Below are 22,660 nucleotides of genomic sequence, written 5' to 3' on the forward strand. Positions count from 1 at the left end.
CAAATCAATTAAGTATAAAAAATTAACTCACTAATTTCAAGTACTGAATAATTGTATGAATTGTATGAGTGACTGGCACGTAAAAAAATCCACTTCGCTGTTTGCGGGCACAACACAAGCCGCAACCCTCAATTTTACGAGGCTTGTACGTGTGTCTGTGTCCCACAGGAGCATTCGTGGATTTTTACTTTATTCGCCCTACTGGCAGAGTGATAAATATTCAGAATTGTTTCAGTGACTGGCACTAATAATCGGTGGGGGTTTCCCCCCACCGATTAAAGTTCTACTTTATTATCGAACTCGTTTTTCTACTAGCAGCTTTAAGGCTGTACGTTCTTCGCCTGCAATCAAAATATCGGCAAACGCCGGAGCGCAAATTAAATCTGTGCCACTTGGCGCTACAAATCCGCGTGCAATGGCCACTGCTTTCACGGCTTGGTTAAGTGCACCTGCCCCAACTGCCTGCATTTCTGCTTGCCCTTTTTCTCTTATTACCGCGACTAATGCACCTGCAACTGAATTTGGATTAGAGCGTGACGATACTTTTAATGAATCCACAATTATTCCTCCCCGTTTCGCGAATAGTGTTTACGCTCAACAACTCATGTCCCCCTTTTTGGTCCCCAAGTTATTGTCCGTAGCTCATTTTATGCTCGGCAATATGAAAATAGACTATTTTTCAATTCTTATATATTGTAAAGCCTTAAAAAACGAGTTATTTTCTTTCGTTAAAATAGCTCGACACAATAAAAAAACTACTGCACATGAAAAATGCACAGTAGTTTATCTTACGCCTGAAACGGATAGTCCTCATTAATATAAATTCTTTCACAACGCAATGCCTTCCCTGTCTTGTCATCAATCTCAACAAAAAAGCCACTTAACACATCACGACCCTTTTTCGGTACTTCAAAACGAGACGGCATATTTGTTTGGAACTTGTAAATCACACTTTCCTTTGTCATGCCTAAAATTTCATCATACGGGCCAGTCATACCTACGTCTGTAATATAAGCAGTACCGTTAGGATAAATGCGTGCATCTGCTGTTTGCACATGCGTATGTGTTCCAACGACTGCCGATGCCTTGCCATCCAAGTGCCATCCAAGCGCTATTTTTTCACTTGTCGCTTCAGCGTGGAAATCCACAAATACAAGCGGTGACGTTTTACGAGCTTCTTCAATCAATTGTTCAGCCATTGCAAACGGATCTTCATGCGGTGGCAAAAATACACGACCGTGTAAATTAATAACCGATAATGTAACGCCATTTTTCGCAATTTGCACCATGCCCTTACCCGGTGCCTCAGACGAAAAGTTCGCAGGACGAATTAAATAATCAGCATCATCAATAAAATCAAAAATATCTTTATTATCCCAAGTGTGGTTACCCATAGTAATAACATCTACACCCATTTGTAATAAATCATTATAAATATTACGTGTAATCCCACGACCTGCTGCTGCATTTTCACCATTTGCAATGACAACATCTGGACTAAACTTCTTTTTTAATCGTGGTAAATATTTTTCTACCGCATCTCGGCCAATTGAACCGACGATATCTCCAATAAAAATTACTTTCATTTTACAAAACCACTCTTTCTATCAATAACACTCATTAGAGTTTACCATTTTTTCTTCATCAATCGCAAAATATAAAGAAAAACCATCACTAAATTATATCCCTTGTTTGCATTCGCTTGCTTTAATTTCTCTTTTCAGCTCAAAGCATCTCATCCAACTGGCATTCATTAACGTTGATGAAGTACCTGTTTTGTTTTACCGGCAATTTTTTTGTCGTTAGCTAAGCTTTCTTCCGCATGTACTTGCCCTACTAAATAAGGACCAAACCGCCATTTATTCAGTAAATATGTAGCACAGATAGAACATATCGTGCTGCATAAAAATGTAGTGATAATAACAGTAAATACACTTACATCATCTATAAATTTTATAAAAATAGTTTTTAGTAAAATAATAAAAAGAGGATGTAGTAAATAAATCCCAAATGAGTAACGGCTAATAAAAATAACAAACTTAGGCATGTGCTTTACTTTATTTGCAATATAGAACAATAGAAAGGCTACGCTCAATGTATAGGGGATTACATCAATCCTCTTGGAGTGAACTTCAGTAATCACGCCAGACCATTGACTGGCGAGTAATATACCGAGTGTAAGTATACCTACACTCGGTAGGAAATAACGCAATCGTTGGAGTAACAATAAAAACTGCTCATAGTTTTTACCGCAATAATAAGCTACGACAAAATAGGCAATCCAAGCGGGAAAAGGCATCTTATTTAACACATTCCATTCCACTTCTAGATAAGGAAGGAACGATAAATACCGAAAAGGATCAAAAAAATTAAAGACTGCAAGGTAAGAAAAATTAACAAGACATGCCGTCATAATCACTTGGTAAGCACGGTATTTGGATACAACAAATTTCACAAATAATGGATGTAAAAAATAAAACTGAAAAACGATCACGATAAAATATCCGTGGAAATCCCCTTCAAAAAAATTTAAAATAATCTTCTTATCAAATTCAACATTAGTCATGCTTATTGAATGAAAAGCCGCATCCAAAAAACCGATAAAAATAAACGGAAGAAAAATATAGTTAAAACGTTTTTTATAAAATTTTTTTGGCAGTTGATGTGGATAGGAATAAGCAATAACAAACTCCGAAATAAAAATAAAGACAGGTGTTCCAAACATCAATGCTAATTGAAGAGATGTCAGCACAATAAATATTGTATTTTTCTCTATATCGAACAAGTCCAATCCTAAAGTGACACTATGCATTAAAACAATTCCTAAACAGGCGACAAACCTTAGTAAAAATATTTCCTTCACAACTGGCTTCATTTTTCCACCTGCCATTTCTAAGCAATCCATCTTATTTTCATTCGAGTGTTCTAGCTTGTATGCCTTCCTCACTACCAAGAGAACGCTTCTAGTCATTGAAAATTACACGTTTTAAATGCAGCAAAATTTCCCGCATCGTTGTAGGTTGGAACAGTAAATTCCCCATCACAACTACTAAAATGGTCCATAAAGAAATACATATAGCTGCTAAAAACCATGCCTTTGCGCTCACGATATGTAGTTCGATTAAAAATAGAAATGGGGATGCCGCGATAAATGCCAAAACACAATTCAGCACTATTTTTTTAACCGTAATACGTACGGAAGTTTTTAATATTTCTTTAGATGTATATAAGATTAAGTCACAAGTACGATAGGCATACGAACAAAGCCCCCCTATTAAAATGCCCTCCGCCCCAAAAAATTGCACTAAAACAAAGGACACAGAAAGATTAATGGCCGCTTCAATAATAGCTCGATTTTTTGTCTCTTTAAAATGCCCTGCCGAATTCACTAATGTATTCGCAGGAATTCGTATTGCATTGGCAATGCCTACTATGACAAAGAGTGCAGCTAACCATGGTCTTATATAGTTTGCATCCTCAACACCCGCTGTATAAATTGTTATAAAAGGCAAAATTAACAGGGCTGTACATGTGTAACCGAAAGCAACGACTGCAAAAAAAATACATTCAAAATGATGAAAATGTCGTTGTAGTGCCTCTTTTTCTTCTTTTACAAGTATGTCTCCAAAGGCAGCTAACATCGCACCGGAGAAAGCTGAAATAAATAATGTAACAGCATTAAATACCATATTGTATACAGTAAATACACTAACCTCTGCAAGTCCAAGAAAAACGGTAATTAACATAAACGGTGTATTAAAAACAACTAACGAGGCGATTTGATGGATTAAAGCGTCCCATCTTTTTTTTATAGCTGGTGTATTTGGTGTTACTTTACTATTAAAATATGGGTATTTTTTTTGGACATATACTTTTAAAAAAAGAATATCTAGTAATAATAGAATGCTAGAACTGCCAACTACAATAATGATTGAAAACCCGAGAGTTAATAAAGTCAACGATAGCATCGTACTAACAACCAATAAACCTGTTTGAATACGAAACACAATATAGCTTTTTTGATCTGCTGTTAGCAAAACGTAATATTTCCCAATCAAAAAATATTCCCATACGCCACTGATACCTAAAATAAGCACCATATAAAATGCGGTTAGAGGTGACACATCTTCCTTTACCAACAGCGGATAGAACATAGCCAACAAGGCTACTAATACAACAAAAACCATACCCGAACGTCGATAAAAATAATGCGTGGCTGAAAGGATGCCATTTATCTGTTGTTTGTCGTTCATAGCTAATGGTTTGTAAAGCGCTGCGACGGATGCACTACCGATACCCGCTTCTACAATTTTTAAATAACCTAAAAATTGCTTAATCGATGTAACAAGTCCATTCGTAGCAGAACCGTAAGTCGTCATAAATAATCGAGGCAAAATAAAATTAATCACGGCGGTAACAACTTGCAACACGACATTGGAAAATAAGTTTAATAAAATTTTCCTTGTTCTCATTTTGCTCCCTTTAAAGTCTTACTAATATTGGTTTTTTGTTTGACCCTAGCCAATACATATAGTAAAAAAATAGATTGTCTCTTTAATAACAAAATGATTAGTTTCACTTTGAATGGCAATTTATTTGGACAAATTGCCTGTAACACCTCATTAATGTCGCGATGTTTAAGCATTTTTTTGAGAAAGGCTCTTTTTTCACGTAAGGTTTTCTCATTCTCTCGATGCAATTCATTCTGGACTCCTGCAATCACTAAATAGGTCAAATAATACTGTAGTTGATTTACGAAATAAGGGACTGGGGATAACTCTCTCAAATGTTTATATAAGACGAGTGTTTTCTCAAAAAACTGCTGATCATAGCTAGCTGTCATAGAAGAAGGATTTTGGCGATAATGATAAAGATACTGTTTGTCTAATAAATAGATACTTTTCGCATTAAGTAAACTTGGATATGTACAGGCAACATCTTCCCCCATGCGTATTTGATCGTCCACTTGATATTGAAATTTTTCAAGAAGTGACTTTTTAAATAGTTTATTTGAAACAGAAGGAAATAATCCAAACTGATAGTATTGCCCCGCATACAGCATAATCGGGTAAACTTCTTTTATCATCCTATCCTTTCGATATAATCCAGGTTTCACAATTTGCGTAGCTTTAATTTCATAATCCAGATAGTTTTCTATAATATCGCAAATAACAATATCTACGTTAAAAGCCTGTGCTGCATCACATAGTGCTTGATACATGTCCGCTTCAATCCAATCATCACTATCTACATAGCCAATATATTTTCCTTTAGCAATGCTTAGACCCGCTTTACGCGCACTAACAAGGCCACCATTTTCTTTATGCACGACAATAATTCTTGCATCGCGTGCAGCATAGTCGTCACATATGTTGGGACTATTATCCGTTGAGCCATCGTTGACCAGTATTAATTCAAAGTCCTCAAATGTTTGTGTTAAAATGCTATCTACACATTGCCGTAAATACAGCTCCACATTATAAATGGGCACAATAATACTTAATAATGGCACTGCTTTACCTCCCTACCTCATGCTCCTGCGTTTTATAAAGTGCTAAGGCAAACATAATCATTAAAATATGAAAAGGGAAATAATCCATAACGAACGAATCAAGTACAGTATTAGCTATTAACATAATATAGAGAGGAATTGCGTTGATGGTTAGGTATTGAAAGTTTGTTTTACGATTACTAATGTTTTGACGGAGAACTTTAGTTAAAGAGAAGATATAGAGTAATGCAAGTGCTACTCCTACTACACCAAGATAATAAGGCGTGGATAGATACATTGTATGTGCCATTTTTGCAGTAGAGAAGCTCGTGCCAAACCCCGCTCCAAAAACAACGATTTTCGTACTTTGTAAAATTTCTGTCGCAAACATATTCCAGCTACTCACTCGACCAGTCGTAATAGCATCTGTCGATGTTCCTGCGCCAAAAAAGCGAACCCAATAAATTTCGAATAGTCTCTCGTAAAAAAAAAATAACGAAACACTTAACACTACGACGATAAACGAAGCAAATTTAATCGCTGTTTTGACATTGTGCTTTAGAAACATAATGAACGTTAATAAAATGAATGTGATAAATGTGATAATAAACATTTTAGAATAAGTAAATACACCAAATATAGCTAAGATTATAATAAGCACAATCGGTGTAACTTCTATTTTATTGTCGTAACAATATAGAACGAGTAAGCACGCAATAGCTATCAAAATTTGCAAACTAAAATAATTCGGATCTAAATCTAAACCTGTAAACCGTGTATTAATGGTACTTGTCGTTTTTACTGTATTAACGATTGTCATGGACTCAATAAAGTGATTAATCGCTGGAACCGAAAAACTTACCCACCGTACGATAGCAGCGCATAATAAGCCTACTGCATAGACATAGGTATATCTTCTAAAATAACCATTTGAATCGATGAACAGAACGGCAAAAAAGATTACACTATAATTTAATACAAAGCCAAACGCTTCGATGACATTGCCACTACTAAACAGTGTTGCCATAACAGCAAAAAACACAAAAAGAACATACGTTAAAACAAGCTGTGTTGAAATCCTCTTCTTGTGTATAAAGAGTGTTACTATACTTAACACAATATAAAAAAAGCATAGCACGACAAAAAGTGAGTGACCTGTTAACTCAAACTTTATGACATATACCCATGAAATAAAGAACAGTAAATAATCAAGTCGATGTTGTTGCTTATCCAACAGCATGGCTGTCATTACAAATAGGATAAAAAGCCAAAGAAAAAGCGGATTATCTGTATACATTTTTAACACAACAAAAATACTGGAAACAATACAGAGCAAAATACTATAATTTTTACTTTTTACTATCATTTACGATCAAACTCCAATACTAATTGCTCTCGTGCCTTTCGATTTGTATAGCTATTTTCCTCAATATACTTTTTCATCTTGTCGAGACAATCCTTATTCTGGATAACATTAGCAATGACCGCGTAAATATCCTCTATATCCCCATCTGTTATCAATCCATTGAATCCATGTTGTATTTGTTCACCTGCTGCTGCAAAATTCGTCGTAATAACAGGCGTTTCTAATATTAATGCCTCGCCAACTACCATCGGATAACCTTCATACGCTGAAGTTAATATAAGGACATCGCTTTCTTTAATAAACGGATATGGATTATGACATTGCCCAACAAATTCAACTACATCATCTACTCCTAATTGTACTGCTAATTGTTGATTAAAAAGTAAGTCTGGTCCATCTCCTATAATTCGCCAATGAAATCGCTTGCTAGAAGACTCTTTTAAAAGCTTACATATATATGGAATAAGGTCGAATCTTTTTGTGGCATTGTCCATTCTACCAACAGATACTAAATCCATCGTTCCTTTTTCAAATGGTGTATAATCTGTTGCTAATTCTTTAATTTCCGCTATCGGAAAAAAATTGTAGACAACTTGTATTTTATGTTGATAGGGCGGAAGAAATTTTAGTAAATTTCGCTTACATGCTTCAGAAACACAAATTAATCTATCAAAATTTTTATAGGTTTTGATACAAACCTTATAATTAAAATTTGCTCTTAATGGATCGGTATGTATCCATGCAAGCTTTTTATGTGCCTGTACAAATTGATCGACGAATAAATTTGTACCTCGGTTAAAATAACTATTTGGTGCGTCATTAAAATAAGAAATGGCTATATGATAGTGTTTACTAGGGCGATGTTTTTTTAAGAGTAATGGATAAAAGTTGTTGGAGCCAATAATGCGTACAAGCAACATACATACAATGCGCAGCATAATATGCCAGAAATTTTTTCTCTGTTTCACGACATAAAAGGGGGTAGCGATTAGTTGTAATAATAAGTTGCCGATATTTACATTGACGTTAGGAGGGATGTCCTTTAAAAGCTCACCTTCACCAAATGTAAAAATATCAATTTCATATTGTTCATCAACACTAAGTTCTTTCAATGTATTAATTAACGCCTTTTGAATACCGCCCATCTGAAAATTTTGCGCAACAAATAATATTTTCATAAAGTCTGAAATCCCCCTAGAAATCCAATATTATGTGCTGCTATAAATGGCTATACAATGTAATGATACGCTTTTCCATTTCGCTCCAGCTATAGTGATCTTCGTATAACAGTTTCATTTTACGAGATATCTCTGGCCATTCTTTTTTGCGCTCAATTAACTTTTCAATAGCTTGTTGTAAACTATGTTGATTATAATCAATTAACTCTCCTAGATTATGTGCTGCCACTACTTCCGACATTCCGGTATTGTTCACCATAATTAAAGGTTTTCCGAGCATCAGTGCCTCATAAAATTTATTCGGTGCTGCATAATAGTGATTAGAAACATCGGGGTCGTAAATGGCAGTCATAATGTCACAACTATTTTCTAAAGCGAGTGTTTTGTCATACGGAATCTTCCCGTAATAGAGGATATTGTCATACTTTTGCGCGAGTTCGGCCAATTCGTCTGCATACTCGCCAAATCCGCCAATATGCAATTCATAGTTTCCATTTGCTTTTACTATTTCAACTAGTTCTTTAATAAGTCTTTCCTTGGCTAATATGCCAACATAGACTATTTTTACTTTATCTTTGTTCAACTGTAAGTCATGATTTAACGGCATAGGAAGTGGCGTATTATAAATCACCTCTATTTTTTTTGGTGATGCATTCGCTATTTGGCCTTTTCGTTTTTCTGTACAAATAATAACAGCATCCACACGATTCAACAGAGCGATATCTATCTTTTCAACAATCTTTCCTATCATTGCTGGCCCATGAAAGGGAGCAGTAATGGAATCAAACATATCATAAATAACTTTTTTACGGAGTAACTTCCCGCATATCGTGCCGATAAATGCTGTATCGAAGTCACAAGCGTGTATAATATCATAAGTATTTTTATGTTGAAGTAGCCATTGAAATAGTTTTATTTGAAATCGCAATAGTGGAAATAAATTTTTTTTAAATCCGCCACCAAAGGTAGCAGGGATGCCAAACCTTGTGATTTTAATGGGCTGTGTACGCTTTAGAAATTGTACTTTTTCCTTATATTTGCTATCTCTATCCCAAGCTACTATTTGTACATGCCAGTTATTTTTTATAAGGCTGTCCACTTCCTTTTCAACTCTAGGATCTGGAGATATTGGATTACTTCTCATAAAAACAACTCTCATCCCTACTGTCCCCTTATTTATTTAATACCTTCTATCAGTCATGCATGTTTAATTTTTTGCTTATTTAAAACAATCTCCATCCTTTTTTTGTAAATTGATTGTCAGGCTCATATACGATGACAGGCTGATTATGGATGATTCGTGCATTATTGGCTAAAAAATCATCCACTGCATCTAATTGTTTGTGCTTTTCTAAAAAGCGAAGTCCTTTTTCAAATAACAATGGGCGTGTCGTAACATTATGCACATCCGAACCATATGTATGAACGAGGTTCGAGCGAACTAATCTCAAAGAGAGCTGTTGAATTGATTTGCCAAACTGGCCAGCTAAACTGCCTGCGGTTATTTGTGCGAGTGCCCCCTCTCGTATAAGTTGCTCCAAGCAACTTGGATCTTCTGCTATGGCTGTATTGCGTTCTGGATGTGCAATGATTGGTGTAATACCCGCTGTCAATAAATTGTAAATCATTGTTCGTGTATATGTCGGTATGTAACCTGATGGAAGCTCTAATAATAAGTAATTCGAATGGGCTAATGTGTGCAACTGCCCGCTCTCAAACAACGCTAAAATATTCCCCGCCAGTCTCACCTCGTGCCCAGGATAAAGTGTTAACGGCATGTGTCGATTGTCAATTTCCTGCTGTAATTTTACAATTTGCTCATTCACTTCATGAAAAGGAACATTATATAACGGGTGCAGAACATGTGATGTAGCTATCATAGCTGTAATGCCTTCTGCAATGGCTTGTTCAAATAATTGGAATGTCTCCTCTACTGTTTCTGGACCATCATCAACATTCACTAAAATATGGCTATGCATATCGACCATTACGTTTCACTTCCCTATCTATGCCCATATACTAACGGTAATAGTGATCATAATATTCGCCTAGTGGTGTTTTATAATTGTTTAAAACGACACCTAAAATATTCGCCTTTGACGCCTCAAGACTTAATTTTGCTTTTAGTACGCTTGTATTTTCCACTACACCACTATGGACAATTAATAGTGTGCCATGGCATTTATTAGCTAAAATTTGCGCATCCGTGACCGATAGCAATGGCGGAGCATCAAAAATAATAATGTCAAAATCTTTTATCAGTTGAACGATGACGCTATCCATCGTTTTAGAAGCTAAAAGTTCTGCTGGATTAGGGGGAATTGGTCCGCTTGTCATAACAAAAAGATTCGGAATCTCTGTACTGTTTAACACTTCTGCCATTTCATATTGTCTAGTCAGTAAATTTGATAGTCCCCTTATATTGGCTAAGCGAAATGTATAATGCATAGTTGGCTTACGTAAATCTGCATCAACAATTAATATCTTTTTTCCTTCTTGTGCAAAGACAACGCCTAAATTAGCGACATTTGTGGACTTTCCTTCGCCCGGTGTGGCAGATGTCACTAAAATGGTTTTGATTTCTTGGTCGGGCATTGCAAAGGTAATGTTTGTTCGGATGGTACGAAATTGCTCTGAGACAAAGGAATTACTATTCGCAACTGTCACAAGCTTCCTGCCCATTTTGGCTAGTTTTTTTTTATTTGCTCTTTTATGTTGAAACACCGTTACTCCCTCCTTCTGTTATGGGATTCATATGTTTTTATAGGTTGCATCGTTTATTTTGCTAATGATGCCCATAATCGGCAAGCCAATGATTTCTTCAATATCTTGCTCTGTCTTAACTGTTGTATCCAAGCATTCTAGTAATACAGCAAAGCCAGCGCTTACGATGAATCCTAGCATCGCAGCAGCCACAATATATAAATTTTTGTTTGGTGCTACTGGCTCAGGCTCGTCATCTAATGTCGCTACTGACAAAATATTAATATTATCTATCGCCATTAACACTTGAATCTCCTCTTGAAATACCCCAGCTACTGTATTGGCAATATTAACTGCCATGTCAGCTTGCTTGTCTTGAACGGCAATATTCACAACTTGGGAATTACTCGCACTCGATACAGTAATCTGTTCTTTTAATTTTTCTGGTGTACTATCTAAATGAAGCCGGCTAATCACTTTCGATAAAATAGCAGGGCTTTGAATAATGACATTATACGTATTAATTAAACGCAAATCCGTTTCCACCTGTTGTACGCCTAAACGTGATTGTTGGTCGATATTTTTTTGATTTACTAACAGCTGCGTTTGCGCCTCATAAGTAGGCTTTATTATAAAAAAACTAAAGAACGCAGTGACTAATGCTAAAAAAAGTGCAAAGCTCATAATATACAGCAATTGCTTCCGTACTATTTTTAATACATCCTGCAAGGTGATAGTTTCTTGCAACGCCCCTCACTCCTTGACATTACATATACTTCGTTTCCTCTGATCTCAAAAAGTTTTATTGCCTATTATATTATTGATTTCCTTCTTTTATTCATCTTGAAAAAGAGCTAATACGAAGTGTTTCTTATATAAAATTGGACACAAAAAAAGTGTCCCCCTCTTTGGAAACACTGAACATTGCAAGATGTTGTTGTGCATTTCTTACTTGAGCTAAATGTTAGCTCTTTTGAAAAGTGCACTGTTTGATGGCTCATATACATAAAAAAGGCCCCCCTTGCTTGTAGTCAAGAGGAGCCTTTTATTTTATTATTTCGCGTACTCCACTGCACGTGTTTCGCGGATAACAGTTACTTTAATATGTCCTGGATAATCTAGTTCTTCTTCAATGCGCTTACGAATATCACGCGCAAGTCGATGAGAAGCTAAATCATCAATTTTTTCTGGTTGAACAATAATACGGATTTCACGCCCTGCTTGGATGGCATATGATTTTTCAACACCATCGTAACTTTCAGAAATCTCTTCTAATTTTTCTAGTCTGCGAATATAGTTTTCCAGTGTCTCACTTCGAGCACCAGGACGCGCTGCAGATAATGCATCAGCTGCAGCTACTAATACTGCAATGACAGATGTTGCTTCTGTATCACCATGGTGAGAAGCGATACTGTTAATAACAACAGGATGTTCTTTATATTTCGTTGCTAACTCCACGCCGATTTCAACATGGCTTCCTTCAACTTCGTGGTCGATTGCTTTCCCTATATCATGCAATAAGCCAGCACGACGAGCTAACGCTACGTCTTCACCAAGTTCAGCAGCTAGTAAGCCTGCTAAATATGCGACCTCCACCGAATGTTTTAGGACGTTTTGCCCGTAGCTTGTACGATATTTCATGCGGCCCAAAATCTTCATTAAGTCAGGGTGTAGATTGTGGATGCCGATTTCAAATGTCGTTTGTTCCCCTGTTTCACGAATTTGTTCATCTACCTCGCGACGAGATTTTTCAACCATTTCCTCGATGCGAGCAGGGTGAATACGACCATCCTGTACCAGCTTTTCAAGTGCAAGTCGAGCCGTTTCACGACGAATTGGATCAAAACCAGATAAAATAACGGCTTCTGGCGTATCATCGATAATTAAATCGATACCTGTTAACGTTTCGAGTGTACGGATATTTCGACCCTCTCTACCAATAATACGGCCCTTCATTTCATCATTTGGCAAGTTCACAACAGAAACAGTTGTTTCTGCTACGTGATCTGCAGCAAAGCGTTGTAGTGCCAATGATAAAATTTCACGCGCTTTTTTATCAGATTCCTCTTTCACACGCGTCTCAGATTCCTTCGTCATCACAGCAATATCAGTTGCTAGCTCTTTTTCTACTTCACTTAAGATAATAGTCTTAGCTTCATCTCTTGTTAATGCAGAAATGCGCTCTAGCTCTGTTTTTTGCGCTGCAACGAGCTCGTCCACTTTGCTTTCCATCTGTTCAATATGCTGTTGTCTTTCAGCTAGAGCTTGTTCCTTACGCTCTAAGCCGGCTTCTCTCTTATTTAGAGCATCATCCTTGCGATCAAGATTCTCTTCTCTTTGCAATAAACGGTTCTCTTGTTTTTGAAGTTCTAAACGACGGTCACGAATGTCATTTTCTGCTTCAGTGCGAAATTTGTGAGTTTCATCTTTGGCTTCAAGTAGTGCTTCTTTCTTTAATGCCTCCGCTTCTCGTTTTCCTTCTTCAACGATTGTTTCAGCGACATGTTTAGCACCAGTGATTTTTGAGTCATTCACTTTTTTCATGTAGATATAGCTAACAGCGGCACCAACGATGAGTCCAAGCAAAGCGGAGATGATAGTAATTCCATCCATATGAACACCTCCTCTTGCTATTTGGGTAATACAGTTTCAGTCGGCGCATACAAAAATTGTACTGCCTATTTTAAAGTCATAATTCAGAAATTATACATATTTAATTGTATAGCTAGCCCCAAGCTCTGTCAAGGATAGACGGGCATCTGTTCGCCTATCTGAAAGAAAAAAAGTAAGTCATATCCATAAGGTCTATAAATTTACTGTGCCTTTTGTGCTAGATAAAATACCTATGGTTCTTAAAAATTAATTTAATCATGACAAAGGTTATAATACAATTATTACCACAATTACGTACATCTTAATACAATTATTTTCTCTTTCTTAGACAAAACGAACATTTCTTTCTTAACGGCAATACTTTAACAGACGATCAATCGTTGTACATGCCTATCAATGAAAACAAAAAATCGTCCTCACCCCTTTAGAGTGAGAACGATGCATTATTATTTTTCATCTTCAAGAAGAAGCATTAACTCTTCATCTATTTCCTCGTCATCATGTGCAGCAATTGTATACGATTGTGCGGCAATACCGTAAGACGAACGAATTTTATTTGCGATTTCATCTAAAACAGCAGGATTTTCTTTTAAATATTGTTTTGCGTTTTCACGTCCTTGGCCAAGACGCTCATCACCATATGCATACCAAGATCCACTTTTTTGAACGATGTCTAATTCTACACCTAAATCCACCGTTTCGCCTTCTTTAGAAATCCCTTCACCGTACATAATATCAACTTCCGCTGTACGGAATGGTGGTGCTACTTTATTTTTGACAATTTTAATTTTCGTACGGTTACCCATAATGTCATTACCTTGTTTGATTGCTTCAGCACGACGTACTTCTAAACGGACTGAACTATAGAATTTTAGCGCACGACCACCAGGAGTTGTTTCTGGATTTCCGAACATAACACCAATTTTTTCACGAATTTGGTTAATGAAAATAGCGATTGTTTTTGATTTATTGATAGCACCTGAAAGCTTACGTAATGCTTGTGACATTAAACGAGCTTGTAAACCAACGTGAGAGTCACCCATATCGCCTTCGATTTCAGCTTTTGGTACGAGCGCTGCAACAGAGTCAATAACGATAATATCAATCGCACCACTACGCACTAATGCTTCTGCAATTTCAAGCGCTTGCTCACCTGTATCTGGTTGAGATAGTAATAGTTCATCAATATTTACGCCTAATTTTTGAGCGTAAATTGGATCTAATGCATGCTCAGCATCGATAAATGCAGCTTGTCCGCCCTTAGCTTGTACTTCCGCAATAGCATGAAGCGCAACTGTTGTTTTACCTGATGATTCTGGACCATACACTTCAATAATACGTCCACGTGGATAGCCACCAACACCTAATGCTGCATCTAGCGCTAGCGAACCACTTGAAGATGTAGCAATTTCTAAATCTGTTTTTTCGCCTAGCTTCATGATAGAGCCTTTACCGAAATTCTTCTCAATTTGTTTTAACGCCTGTTCTAAGGCTGCTTTACGATCACTCATTGTTTTTCCTCCTTCGAAACTGTTCACTGTTTTTATCTATCTCTACTATACTTGTTTTTGAGAGAACACGCAAGAAAAAAGCGAACATTTATTCGATTTTTGTGCAAAATAAAAATTTGGATAAGTTTTTCCTACCCAAATTCCCATTTTGAACTATTATAATCTATGCTATTTCAGTGTAATAGCTTCACAACCTGTGCGTCCTAGCATGCTTCTTACACTTTTAGAAATGATAGACTTGTTAAATACGTTTCTTGTAACCTCGTGCTTCCAATTGCTGCATTAAATAGTGACAAGTAAACTTCACGGCACGCAATCGGTTTGTATTGCGCATACCGGATAAGTGAAGTAAATACGTAATTGGCTCTTCATCACCTATTGCAATACCAATCCATACCGTTCCCACTGGCTGATGGTCATGTGCCGTAGGACCGGCCGCACCTGTTAGTCCGATACCGATACTTGTACCAAATTTTTGACGTACTGCACTAGCCATTGCTGCTGCACATTCACTGCTCACAATACCATGCGCATCTAGTAATTGTTGAGAAATGCCAAGCTGCTTGACCTTCGCATCTTCGGTATAGGTCACTAGTCCTCCAATCAGCACATTGCCTACCCCTGCTATTTCAGCCAGCTCTGATTGAAATAAACCAGCTGTTAAACTTTCTGCCGCAGCAATCGTTAAGTTATTGTCCTGTAACATTTCCACCGTTTTTGAGGCGAGTGAATCATCATTTATGCCATATTGATAGTCGCCAACAATAGCACGAATTTCTGCCACTTTTGCAGCAATCAACTGATGCGCTTCGTCCTCTGATTGGGCCTTTGCTGTTACGCGTAAAGTGACCTCTCCATCAGCTGCTAGCGGGGCAACCGTTGGATTGGTTTGTGTATCTAAAATATCCTGTACACGCACTTCTAACTCTGCTTCCCCAATACCATAAAAACGCATTACGTGAGACACGATTACTCCGCCATCGTTAAGCATTTTACCAAGCTTTGGCTTCGCTTCAAATTGGAACATTGGCTCTAATTCTTTTGGTGGGCCCGGAAGTAGAATATAAGTGCAATTATCTTTTGTTAAAATCATTCCTGGTGCCATACCATGATGATTAGCAAGCACCTCACTACCTGCTAAAACTAGCGCCTGCTTGCGATTATTTTCCGTCATTGAACGACCTCGTTTAGCAAAAAACTCCTCAATGTATGTTAATGCAACTTGATCGAATACAAGGTCTACTCCAAGATGACGAGCGATTGTCTCCTTCGTCAAATCATCCTTCGTTGGACCTAAGCCTCCTGAAAAAATAATGAGATTAGCGCGCGATTCAGCTACGCTAATTGCTTCTTCTAACCGTTTTGAATTGTCGCCAACAACAGTATGATAAAACACATTAATTCCTAACTCAGATAGCTGATTTGAAATAAATTTTGCATTTGTATTTGTAATCTGTCCAAGTAATAACTCTGAGCCAACTGCAAGGATTTCAGCATTCATAATCCACAAGACCTTTCTTATTTAGACTCAAGTAACACACGTCGATTTAGATAGAAATAATCCCATCCAGACCATAGTGTAAAGAATAATGCAATATATAACATTATTTTATCAAATGGGATACCAAAATACACAAAAATTGTATTGTGTAAAAGGGCTGCTGCAATCGCAACAATTTGTGCCCATGTTTTTATCTTACCAAGCTGATTGGCTGCTACCACTTCTCCACCGCCTGCAAGAATTAGACGTAAGCCAGTTACAGCAAATTCACGGCTAATAATAACAATAATAACCCAAGCTGGTGCCATACCAAGCTCTACCATTAGAATAAACGCTGCAGAAACAAGTAATTTATCTGCTAATGGGTCTAAAAATTTACCAAACGTTGTTACAAGATTATACTTTCTCGCATAGTAACCATCTACCCAATCCGTAGTCGATGCAATAATAAAAATAAGAGCTCCAACAAAATGATGGACTGGCATCTCTGCACTAAATAAGGTCATTGTTCCCCAGCCGAAATCAAACATCATAACAATGACAAAAAACGGAATAAGTAAGATACGTGAAATGGTAATTTTATTTGGAATATTCATTTTTCTAACACCTTTCATGATGAAAGAAAGTAGTCATCATTGGATGACTACTGTTCTTTATTGAAATTGACGACAATATTTTGCGTAACGATTTGTTGTGCGTACGTTAAAAGCTCGTCATTAATATAGACCTTAGCTTGTGTAGAATTACCTAAGCGAATACGTGCATAGCTTTGCGCTGTTGCATCGAACTCTACAATTTCACCTGCATTATATACACGTGTATCAGTCAATAATTCTTGTTGCTGTTGGTCACGAATACCAATAAATGTAGGTCCTGATACTTCAATTCGTATTTTAAATGAATCAGTACCTGTTAAAGTGTAAGATGTTGTAGCGCCATCTGCTTCGATTGTACCTGCTGAAATCGTTTGCTTAACCTCATCGGTTTTACTATCATCTGGTGTTGCATCTTCTGTCTTCTCTTTTTCAGTATTAGCTTGAGCTTTTTTATCTTCTTCCTCTTTTTCTTTCTCACTATCTATTGGTTTTGGTTTTTTATCGTACTCCATTACTGGAGGTGTGTCATTACTTTCACCCGTTCCTGAGTTGCTTTTAGATTGAAATAGAACCCAAATTGCCACGATAATAACGATAATAAATAAAGCAACAATGACTTTCGGCATAGCCTCCATCATTTTGTTCGAAGGGCTTTTTGAAACCTTTCTTCTAGTTGAAGTTTGAGTCAATGATTGGCTAACTTGGTCGTTCGGTGTCCCTGGCAATTCGCTTTTATATGTCTCTAAAATTTCCTCTGGATTTAACCCAACAGCCTCTGCATATTGTTTAATAAAAGCTCGTACATAAAACGAACCTGGCATAATTGAATAATTGCCTTCTTCAATACCTACTAAATAACGTTTTTGAATTTTTGTTATTTCTTGTAAATCGTCTAAGCTGTAGCCTTTAGACAGTCTCGCCTCTTTCAGTCGAGTCCCTAATTCCGCCACTAATAACACCTACTTTAATATCAAATTAAAAATTAAATCCTCCAAATGAATCGGATTCGGACATCATATGATTTTTTTCCATTATTTCATAAGTGATTTCTTCATCTGGGTGATGACGTAGTTCAATGATATAATCAAAATCCTCAATCTTATATTCAGAATGCTGAACAAACATATCCGGATGCTCTACAACTTTAATTGAAGGCATATTCATCATTTCACGCACTAATTGTAAATGTCGCTCATCAGCGGAACGACGTGTTACAATGCCGTCCAATATAAAAATATTATTGTCACTGAATTCATCGCCAGCAAGCTTATTACGAATAGTTTGTTTAATCATTGTAGATGATAAAAAAATCCACTTTTTATTGGCACAAACACTTGCCGCAACAATAGATTCCGTTTTACCAACCCGAGGCATCCCACGTATTCCAATAAGTTTATGACCTTCCTTTTTAAAGAGTTCTGCCATAAAGTCCACTAAAATACCTAGTTCATCTCTAACGAAGCGAAAGGTATTTTTTTCATCTGCATCTCGAGGAATATAATGACCATGCCTAATAGCTAAACGATCACGGAGTTTTGGTTGTCGAAATTTAGTAACGTGGATATGTTCCATTGTCGAAACAATTGTACGAAAACGCTCAATTGCTTCATCATTGTCTGTATGCACTAACATACCACGCCGGTCTTCATCGACACCATTTATTGATATTATATTGACACGAAGCATCCCTAAAAGTGAAGCAATATCTCCTAATAATCCAGGGCGATTCACCTGAATTTCATATTCAAAGTACCAATCGCTCAAACACACTCGTTCCCTTCCTATTAGTTAACGTAAAAAATCTTTTATAAGTTCCATCATAGCTGATTTTTTATGTAATGGAAAGTTAGAATACATGGAATTATAGCGTTATTTTTAAATTCTTACTAAAATTTATTGTCCCACTGGAAATAGACCTACATACGTTCCCTTTTCCACGCAAATATCGATTTTTAATAGAGAAAAAAGAGGAGAGTAGCTCTCCTCTTTTTTTACTGTACATGTTTATTTTGCACAAGTTTTACGACACAATTCGCCAACGCTTGCTTTTCATCATCAGAGGCAACGCCCCATAAATCCGACAGCACTCGCTCTTGTTCATTTTTAGGGTCGATATTTGTCGCCAAATATTCGCCAATTTGTACAGCAGCTTGTTGAATCATTTTCTTTGGCATACCGCTTGATTCAGCCTGCATAACATTTTGTCCTAAAAAAGATGTCCATTTTTGCCAGTTTTCTAAAATGGTCATATGTTTCCTCCTCCTTTACACATGTAGTATGTGCAAAAAGAAGAGATATTATATGTACCAACCACCATTTAATCGAATTATTTGTCCTGTCACATAATTTGCTTTTCCTGACAGATAAAAACGAACCATTTCAGCTACATCTGTTGTATGACCGACTGAACCTAATGGAATATCTTCTAAAATGTATTGCAGTTCTTCATTACTTAAATGATTATTCATTGAAGTATTGATAAAGCCTGGGGCAATTGCATTAACACGAATACCAGATAATGCAGCCTCTTTGGCATAGGACTTCACAAAAGCATGCTGCGCGCCTTTCACCGTTGCATAAAGTGCTTCTCCAGCAGATCCTGCCTCGCCCCAAATAGAACCGATAAAAAGCACATAACTGACATCATGAGTACGTAGTTTTGAAGATAATAAAGCAGTTAATTGCATCGGGTTTTGCACATGAACACGCCATAATGCATCCATTTCCTCCGCTGTTGTATCCTCCAACAAGGCATAATGTGCTTGCCCATTCGCAAAGACAATTGCTTGGACACTAAATATTTGTGAAGCCAATTTTTGCGCTGCATGTATATTTGTAAAATCTCCTTGTACAAGCATAAATTCCTGCGCTGGAAAATCGCCTGTGAGCGTATCACATAAATCTTGAGCCATTTGCTTGTTATGAGCATAATGCACATAGAGAGACCAGCCGTCTTGTGCCAAACTTCGACAAATAGCACGACCGATCTCACCCGATGCACCTAATATTAGGGCAAAGTTTTTCATTATGCACCCTTCTCTGTTGGTAAAACTTTGAATACAGTTTGTTGCGATTCACCTTGGATAGAAGCAAACGCTTTAGTTAAATCTTCAATTGTTAATTCTTCTAAGACAGGGACAACATCGAATAAATTCATATCATTAAAAGAATAACGTGTAAATTGATTCGCGATAAATTCGATTGAATTTAATGCACGTAAGAAAAAGCCAATTTTTTTACGCTTGATGCGTTCTAAATCTGCACTGGCAAATTGCGCACCTTTTTCGTATTTTTCTAATTCAGCTTTAATCGCTTTTGCTAATGCATCAGGTTCTGTAGAATCAGAGCCAATCAATGCAAAGCCAAAACCTTTTTCTAACGTAAAGTCAAACGCATAGGATTCATCAATCAAGCCTTCATCATAAACGCGTTCATAAAAGCTTGAAGTTCGCCCAAAAATAAGCTCTAATGCAATTTGTACGGATAGCTCATGTTGTAACATTTCACGGCCAGACAAATTCGTGTCTTTCGCTTTTAAGCCCATGTAGACCTTTGGTTTTTGCACATCCATATGCAATGTGCGTTCTTTTACAGCAACATCTGTTGGCTCTTCCTCAAAGAAACGCTGAATTGGTGTAGGCTCTGGGAACTCTTTTTTGCCTTGATTTTCACGTATAAATGCCATCATTTCTTCAGGCTCCACGGCACCAATAGCAAATAATAGCATATTAGATGGATGATAAAACGTATTGTAACATGTATATAGATGGTCAGCTGTAATGCCGTCAATTGATTCAATTGTCCCCGCAATATCAATTTTCACTGGGTGAGTATGATACATATTTTCAATTGTGCCAAAGTATAGGCGCCAATCCGGTTGGTCATCATACATTGTAATTTCCTGACCAATGATCCCTTTTTCTTTATTAACCGTAGCCTCTGTAAAGTATGGCTCTTGAACAAAATTCAATAAAGTTTCAGTGCTTTTATAAATATTATCTGTTGATGAAAATAAATACGCAGTCCGTGTGAAAGAAGTAAAAGCATTGGCTGAAGCACCATATTCGCTAAATTTTTGGAACACATCGCCATCTTCTTTTTCAAACATCTTATGCTCTAAAAAGTGCGCAATGCCATCCGGTACTGTAATGCTTTGCGATTCTCCAAGCGGTACAAATGTGCGGTCAACAGAACCGTACTTCGTTGTGAACGTTACAAATGTTTTTGAGAAGCCTTTTTTCGGTAAAATATAGACATCTAAACCATTTTCTAGTTTTTCATAGTAAAGTGTTTCATCTAATTGTTTGAATTCAATTGTTTTCATTGTGCGGTTTGCTCCTTTCCACTTAAGAAATAGACCGCTTCTAACTTCACTTGCTTCGCAATGTCGACAACATCTTCTTTTGTTACAGCTTGCCACTTCGTTGCCCAAGCTTCGACAGAAAATTCCTCTGGTAAATCTTTGTATTGGTCAAAAATTTCAATTTGACCACGCGCAGAATCAAGCGATTCCTTTAACTGATTTGTCAACATCGCTTTCGTTTGGTCTAATTCTAAATCGGTAATATTCCCTGCTTGTATTGCCACAAGTTGTTCTTTAATCAAATTTAGTGCTTTTTCTTCATTTTTCGCCTCAATGCCAGACACCACAAATAATAAGCCATAATGTGATGCATATGAGCTAGAAGCATAGTAGGCCAAACTTTCTTTTTCACGAACATTCATAAATAATTTGGCATGTGGGTAACCACCGAAAACACCATTAAAGATTTGCATTTTAGCAAAATCTGCATCACCAAATCGCACTGGTGTACTAAAGCCAATATGCAGTTTCCCTTGCTTCATTTCCTGTTGTTCGCGTACATAATCATTTTGTGGGTGTTTTTGAGGCACAACAGTTGGAATTTCCTCTGGTATACGATCTTTAAAAGGTAGTGCCTTTTTAAGTTTTGCAACAAGCTCTTCTTCATTGATATCGCCTGCAACATAAATATCGATTTTGTCAGTAGTTAGCATTGATTCGTACGCTGCCACTAAAGATGCTGGTGTAATACTTTGGATGTCTTCCACTGTCCCATTTGCTGAAATAGAGGCAGGCTCATTTGGACGTAAAATTTCTTGAAGACGCATCTGTGCAAAGCGAGATTTATCGTCAAAAATGGATTCAATACGTTGGATAACCATTTTCTTTTCGCGTTCTACTATTGATTCCTTAAATACACCGTTTTCTAAATTCGGCTCAAAAATAGCTGTATGCATAATGCCTAGCACTTCATTTAATACACTTGTATTCGCCAAATATTGATCATTTACGGTCTCCATGTTCATCATTACCGTATGCTCATTACCACGCTTTGATGTATCAAAATACAACACTGTCCCATAAAGGTCATCTAAAAAACTACGAAAAGCGGCAGTTGTTGTATATTTTGCATTGCTGTGTTGCAATACATTGGTTAACACCGTACGTTCAGACGCACATTTGGCTGTTAATGCTCTTCTCCATTTTATCGAGAAATTTACTGTTTTAAATTGGGTCGTTTGTCGGATATGCAAATTGACACCTTTTGCAAAAGGTATTGTTTTAAACATATGAAACCCTCCTATCTTTCTTAATATAACAATGTACTACAAATACTATACATGTCTATTGTCTATAATTGCAAAAAGAATCCAAAGTATGTATGTGGAAAGGTAAAAT

The 22,660-nt window shown here is 36.9% G+C and carries 21 protein-coding genes; all 21 read right to left on the minus strand.

Going from position 1 to position 22,660, the window contains the following annotated elements:
• Nucleotides 1–291 precede the first annotated feature (291 nt).
• The 21 genes from C9J37_RS05820 to yfmF all read right to left on the minus strand — a co-directional run bounded on the left by C9J37_RS05820 (nt 292) and on the right by yfmF (nt 22,551).
• Nucleotides 292–558: a stage V sporulation protein S gene (locus C9J37_RS05820; RefSeq protein ID WP_010858535.1), complete on the minus strand. Its 267-nt coding sequence runs from the start codon at nt 556–558 to the stop codon at nt 292–294.
• A gap of 230 nt (nt 559–788) precedes the next feature.
• On the minus strand, nt 789–1,586 hold the full coding sequence (locus C9J37_RS05825; RefSeq protein WP_024361951.1) for a TIGR00282 family metallophosphoesterase: 798 nt from the start codon (nt 1,584–1,586) through the stop codon (nt 789–791).
• A gap of 167 nt (nt 1,587–1,753) precedes the next feature.
• Nucleotides 1,754–2,947 carry an acyltransferase family protein gene (locus tag C9J37_RS05830; protein WP_235617041.1) on the minus strand — a complete coding sequence of 398 codons (1,194 nt, stop codon included), beginning with the start codon at nt 2,945–2,947 and terminating at the stop codon, nt 1,754–1,756.
• A gap of 16 nt (nt 2,948–2,963) precedes the next feature.
• Nucleotides 2,964–4,472 (minus strand): lipopolysaccharide biosynthesis protein, encoded by a 1,509-nt coding sequence (locus C9J37_RS05835; protein WP_107894635.1) that lies wholly within the window; start codon nt 4,470–4,472, stop codon nt 2,964–2,966.
• The gene (locus C9J37_RS05840) at nt 4,469–5,512 is read right to left on the minus strand and encodes a glycosyltransferase family 2 protein (RefSeq protein ID WP_107894636.1); all 1,044 of its coding nucleotides are present in this window, start codon (nt 5,510–5,512) and stop codon (nt 4,469–4,471) included. The genes C9J37_RS05835 and C9J37_RS05840 overlap by 4 nt, the downstream gene beginning before the upstream one ends.
• 4 nt (nt 5,513–5,516) lie before the next feature.
• Complete coding sequence (locus tag C9J37_RS05845; protein ID WP_107894637.1) at nt 5,517–6,857, minus strand: O-antigen ligase family protein; 1,341 nt, start codon at nt 6,855–6,857, stop codon at nt 5,517–5,519.
• A complete protein-coding gene (locus tag C9J37_RS05850; RefSeq protein ID WP_107894638.1) occupies nt 6,854–8,035 on the minus strand; it encodes a glycosyltransferase in 1,182 nt (393 codons plus the stop codon). The genes C9J37_RS05845 and C9J37_RS05850 overlap by 4 nt, the downstream gene beginning before the upstream one ends.
• A gap of 40 nt (nt 8,036–8,075) precedes the next feature.
• Nucleotides 8,076–9,194: a glycosyltransferase family 4 protein gene (locus C9J37_RS05855; protein WP_107894639.1), complete on the minus strand. Its 1,119-nt coding sequence runs from the start codon at nt 9,192–9,194 to the stop codon at nt 8,076–8,078.
• 64 nt (nt 9,195–9,258) lie between these two features.
• Nucleotides 9,259–10,023 (minus strand): tyrosine-protein phosphatase, encoded by a 765-nt coding sequence (locus tag C9J37_RS05860; RefSeq protein WP_107894640.1) that lies wholly within the window; start codon nt 10,021–10,023, stop codon nt 9,259–9,261.
• A gap of 31 nt (nt 10,024–10,054) precedes the next feature.
• On the minus strand, nt 10,055–10,717 hold the full coding sequence (locus tag C9J37_RS05865) for a CpsD/CapB family tyrosine-protein kinase (protein WP_107894725.1): 663 nt from the start codon (nt 10,715–10,717) through the stop codon (nt 10,055–10,057).
• Between the two features lie 69 nt (nt 10,718–10,786).
• On the minus strand, nt 10,787–11,485 hold the full coding sequence (locus C9J37_RS05870; protein WP_107894641.1) for a YveK family protein: 699 nt from the start codon (nt 11,483–11,485) through the stop codon (nt 10,787–10,789).
• A 306-nt stretch (nt 11,486–11,791) separates the two neighbouring features.
• Complete coding sequence (rny, locus tag C9J37_RS05875) at nt 11,792–13,351, minus strand: ribonuclease Y (RefSeq protein WP_024361960.1); 1,560 nt, start codon at nt 13,349–13,351, stop codon at nt 11,792–11,794.
• Nucleotides 13,352–13,797: 446 nt separating this feature from the next.
• Nucleotides 13,798–14,862, minus strand: a complete 1,065-nt coding sequence (gene recA, locus C9J37_RS05880; protein ID WP_107894642.1) for a recombinase RecA — start codon at nt 14,860–14,862, stop codon at nt 13,798–13,800.
• A gap of 241 nt (nt 14,863–15,103) precedes the next feature.
• Nucleotides 15,104–16,363 carry a competence/damage-inducible protein A gene (locus tag C9J37_RS05885; RefSeq protein ID WP_107894643.1) on the minus strand — a complete coding sequence of 420 codons (1,260 nt, stop codon included), beginning with the start codon at nt 16,361–16,363 and terminating at the stop codon, nt 15,104–15,106.
• Nucleotides 16,364–16,380: 17 nt separating this feature from the next.
• Nucleotides 16,381–16,959 (minus strand): CDP-diacylglycerol--glycerol-3-phosphate 3-phosphatidyltransferase, encoded by a 579-nt coding sequence (pgsA, locus tag C9J37_RS05890; protein WP_107894644.1) that lies wholly within the window; start codon nt 16,957–16,959, stop codon nt 16,381–16,383.
• A gap of 47 nt (nt 16,960–17,006) precedes the next feature.
• Complete coding sequence (locus tag C9J37_RS05895) at nt 17,007–17,918, minus strand: helix-turn-helix domain-containing protein (protein WP_201262135.1); 912 nt, start codon at nt 17,916–17,918, stop codon at nt 17,007–17,009.
• Between the two features lie 16 nt (nt 17,919–17,934).
• Entirely contained in the window at nt 17,935–18,723 is a 789-nt protein-coding gene (locus tag C9J37_RS05900; RefSeq protein WP_024361965.1) for a DUF3388 domain-containing protein, read from the minus strand.
• Nucleotides 18,724–18,950: 227 nt separating this feature from the next.
• The gene (locus C9J37_RS05905; RefSeq protein ID WP_024361966.1) at nt 18,951–19,208 is read right to left on the minus strand and encodes a DUF3243 domain-containing protein; all 258 of its coding nucleotides are present in this window, start codon (nt 19,206–19,208) and stop codon (nt 18,951–18,953) included.
• Nucleotides 19,209–19,256: 48 nt separating this feature from the next.
• Entirely contained in the window at nt 19,257–19,985 is a 729-nt protein-coding gene (gene ymfI / locus C9J37_RS05910; protein ID WP_107894645.1) for an elongation factor P 5-aminopentanone reductase, read from the minus strand.
• Entirely contained in the window at nt 19,985–21,283 is a 1,299-nt protein-coding gene (yfmH, locus tag C9J37_RS05915; protein ID WP_107894646.1) for an EF-P 5-aminopentanol modification-associated protein YfmH, read from the minus strand. The genes ymfI and yfmH overlap by 1 nt, the downstream gene beginning before the upstream one ends.
• Nucleotides 21,280–22,551: an EF-P 5-aminopentanol modification-associated protein YfmF gene (gene yfmF, locus C9J37_RS05920; RefSeq protein ID WP_107894647.1), complete on the minus strand. Its 1,272-nt coding sequence runs from the start codon at nt 22,549–22,551 to the stop codon at nt 21,280–21,282. Before yfmF ends, yfmH begins: the two co-directional genes overlap by 4 nt.
• Nucleotides 22,552–22,660 lie beyond the last annotated feature (109 nt).

The organism is Lysinibacillus mangiferihumi (assembly GCF_003049665.1).
Classification (GTDB): Bacteria; Bacillota; Bacilli; order Bacillales_A; family Planococcaceae; genus Lysinibacillus; species Lysinibacillus mangiferihumi.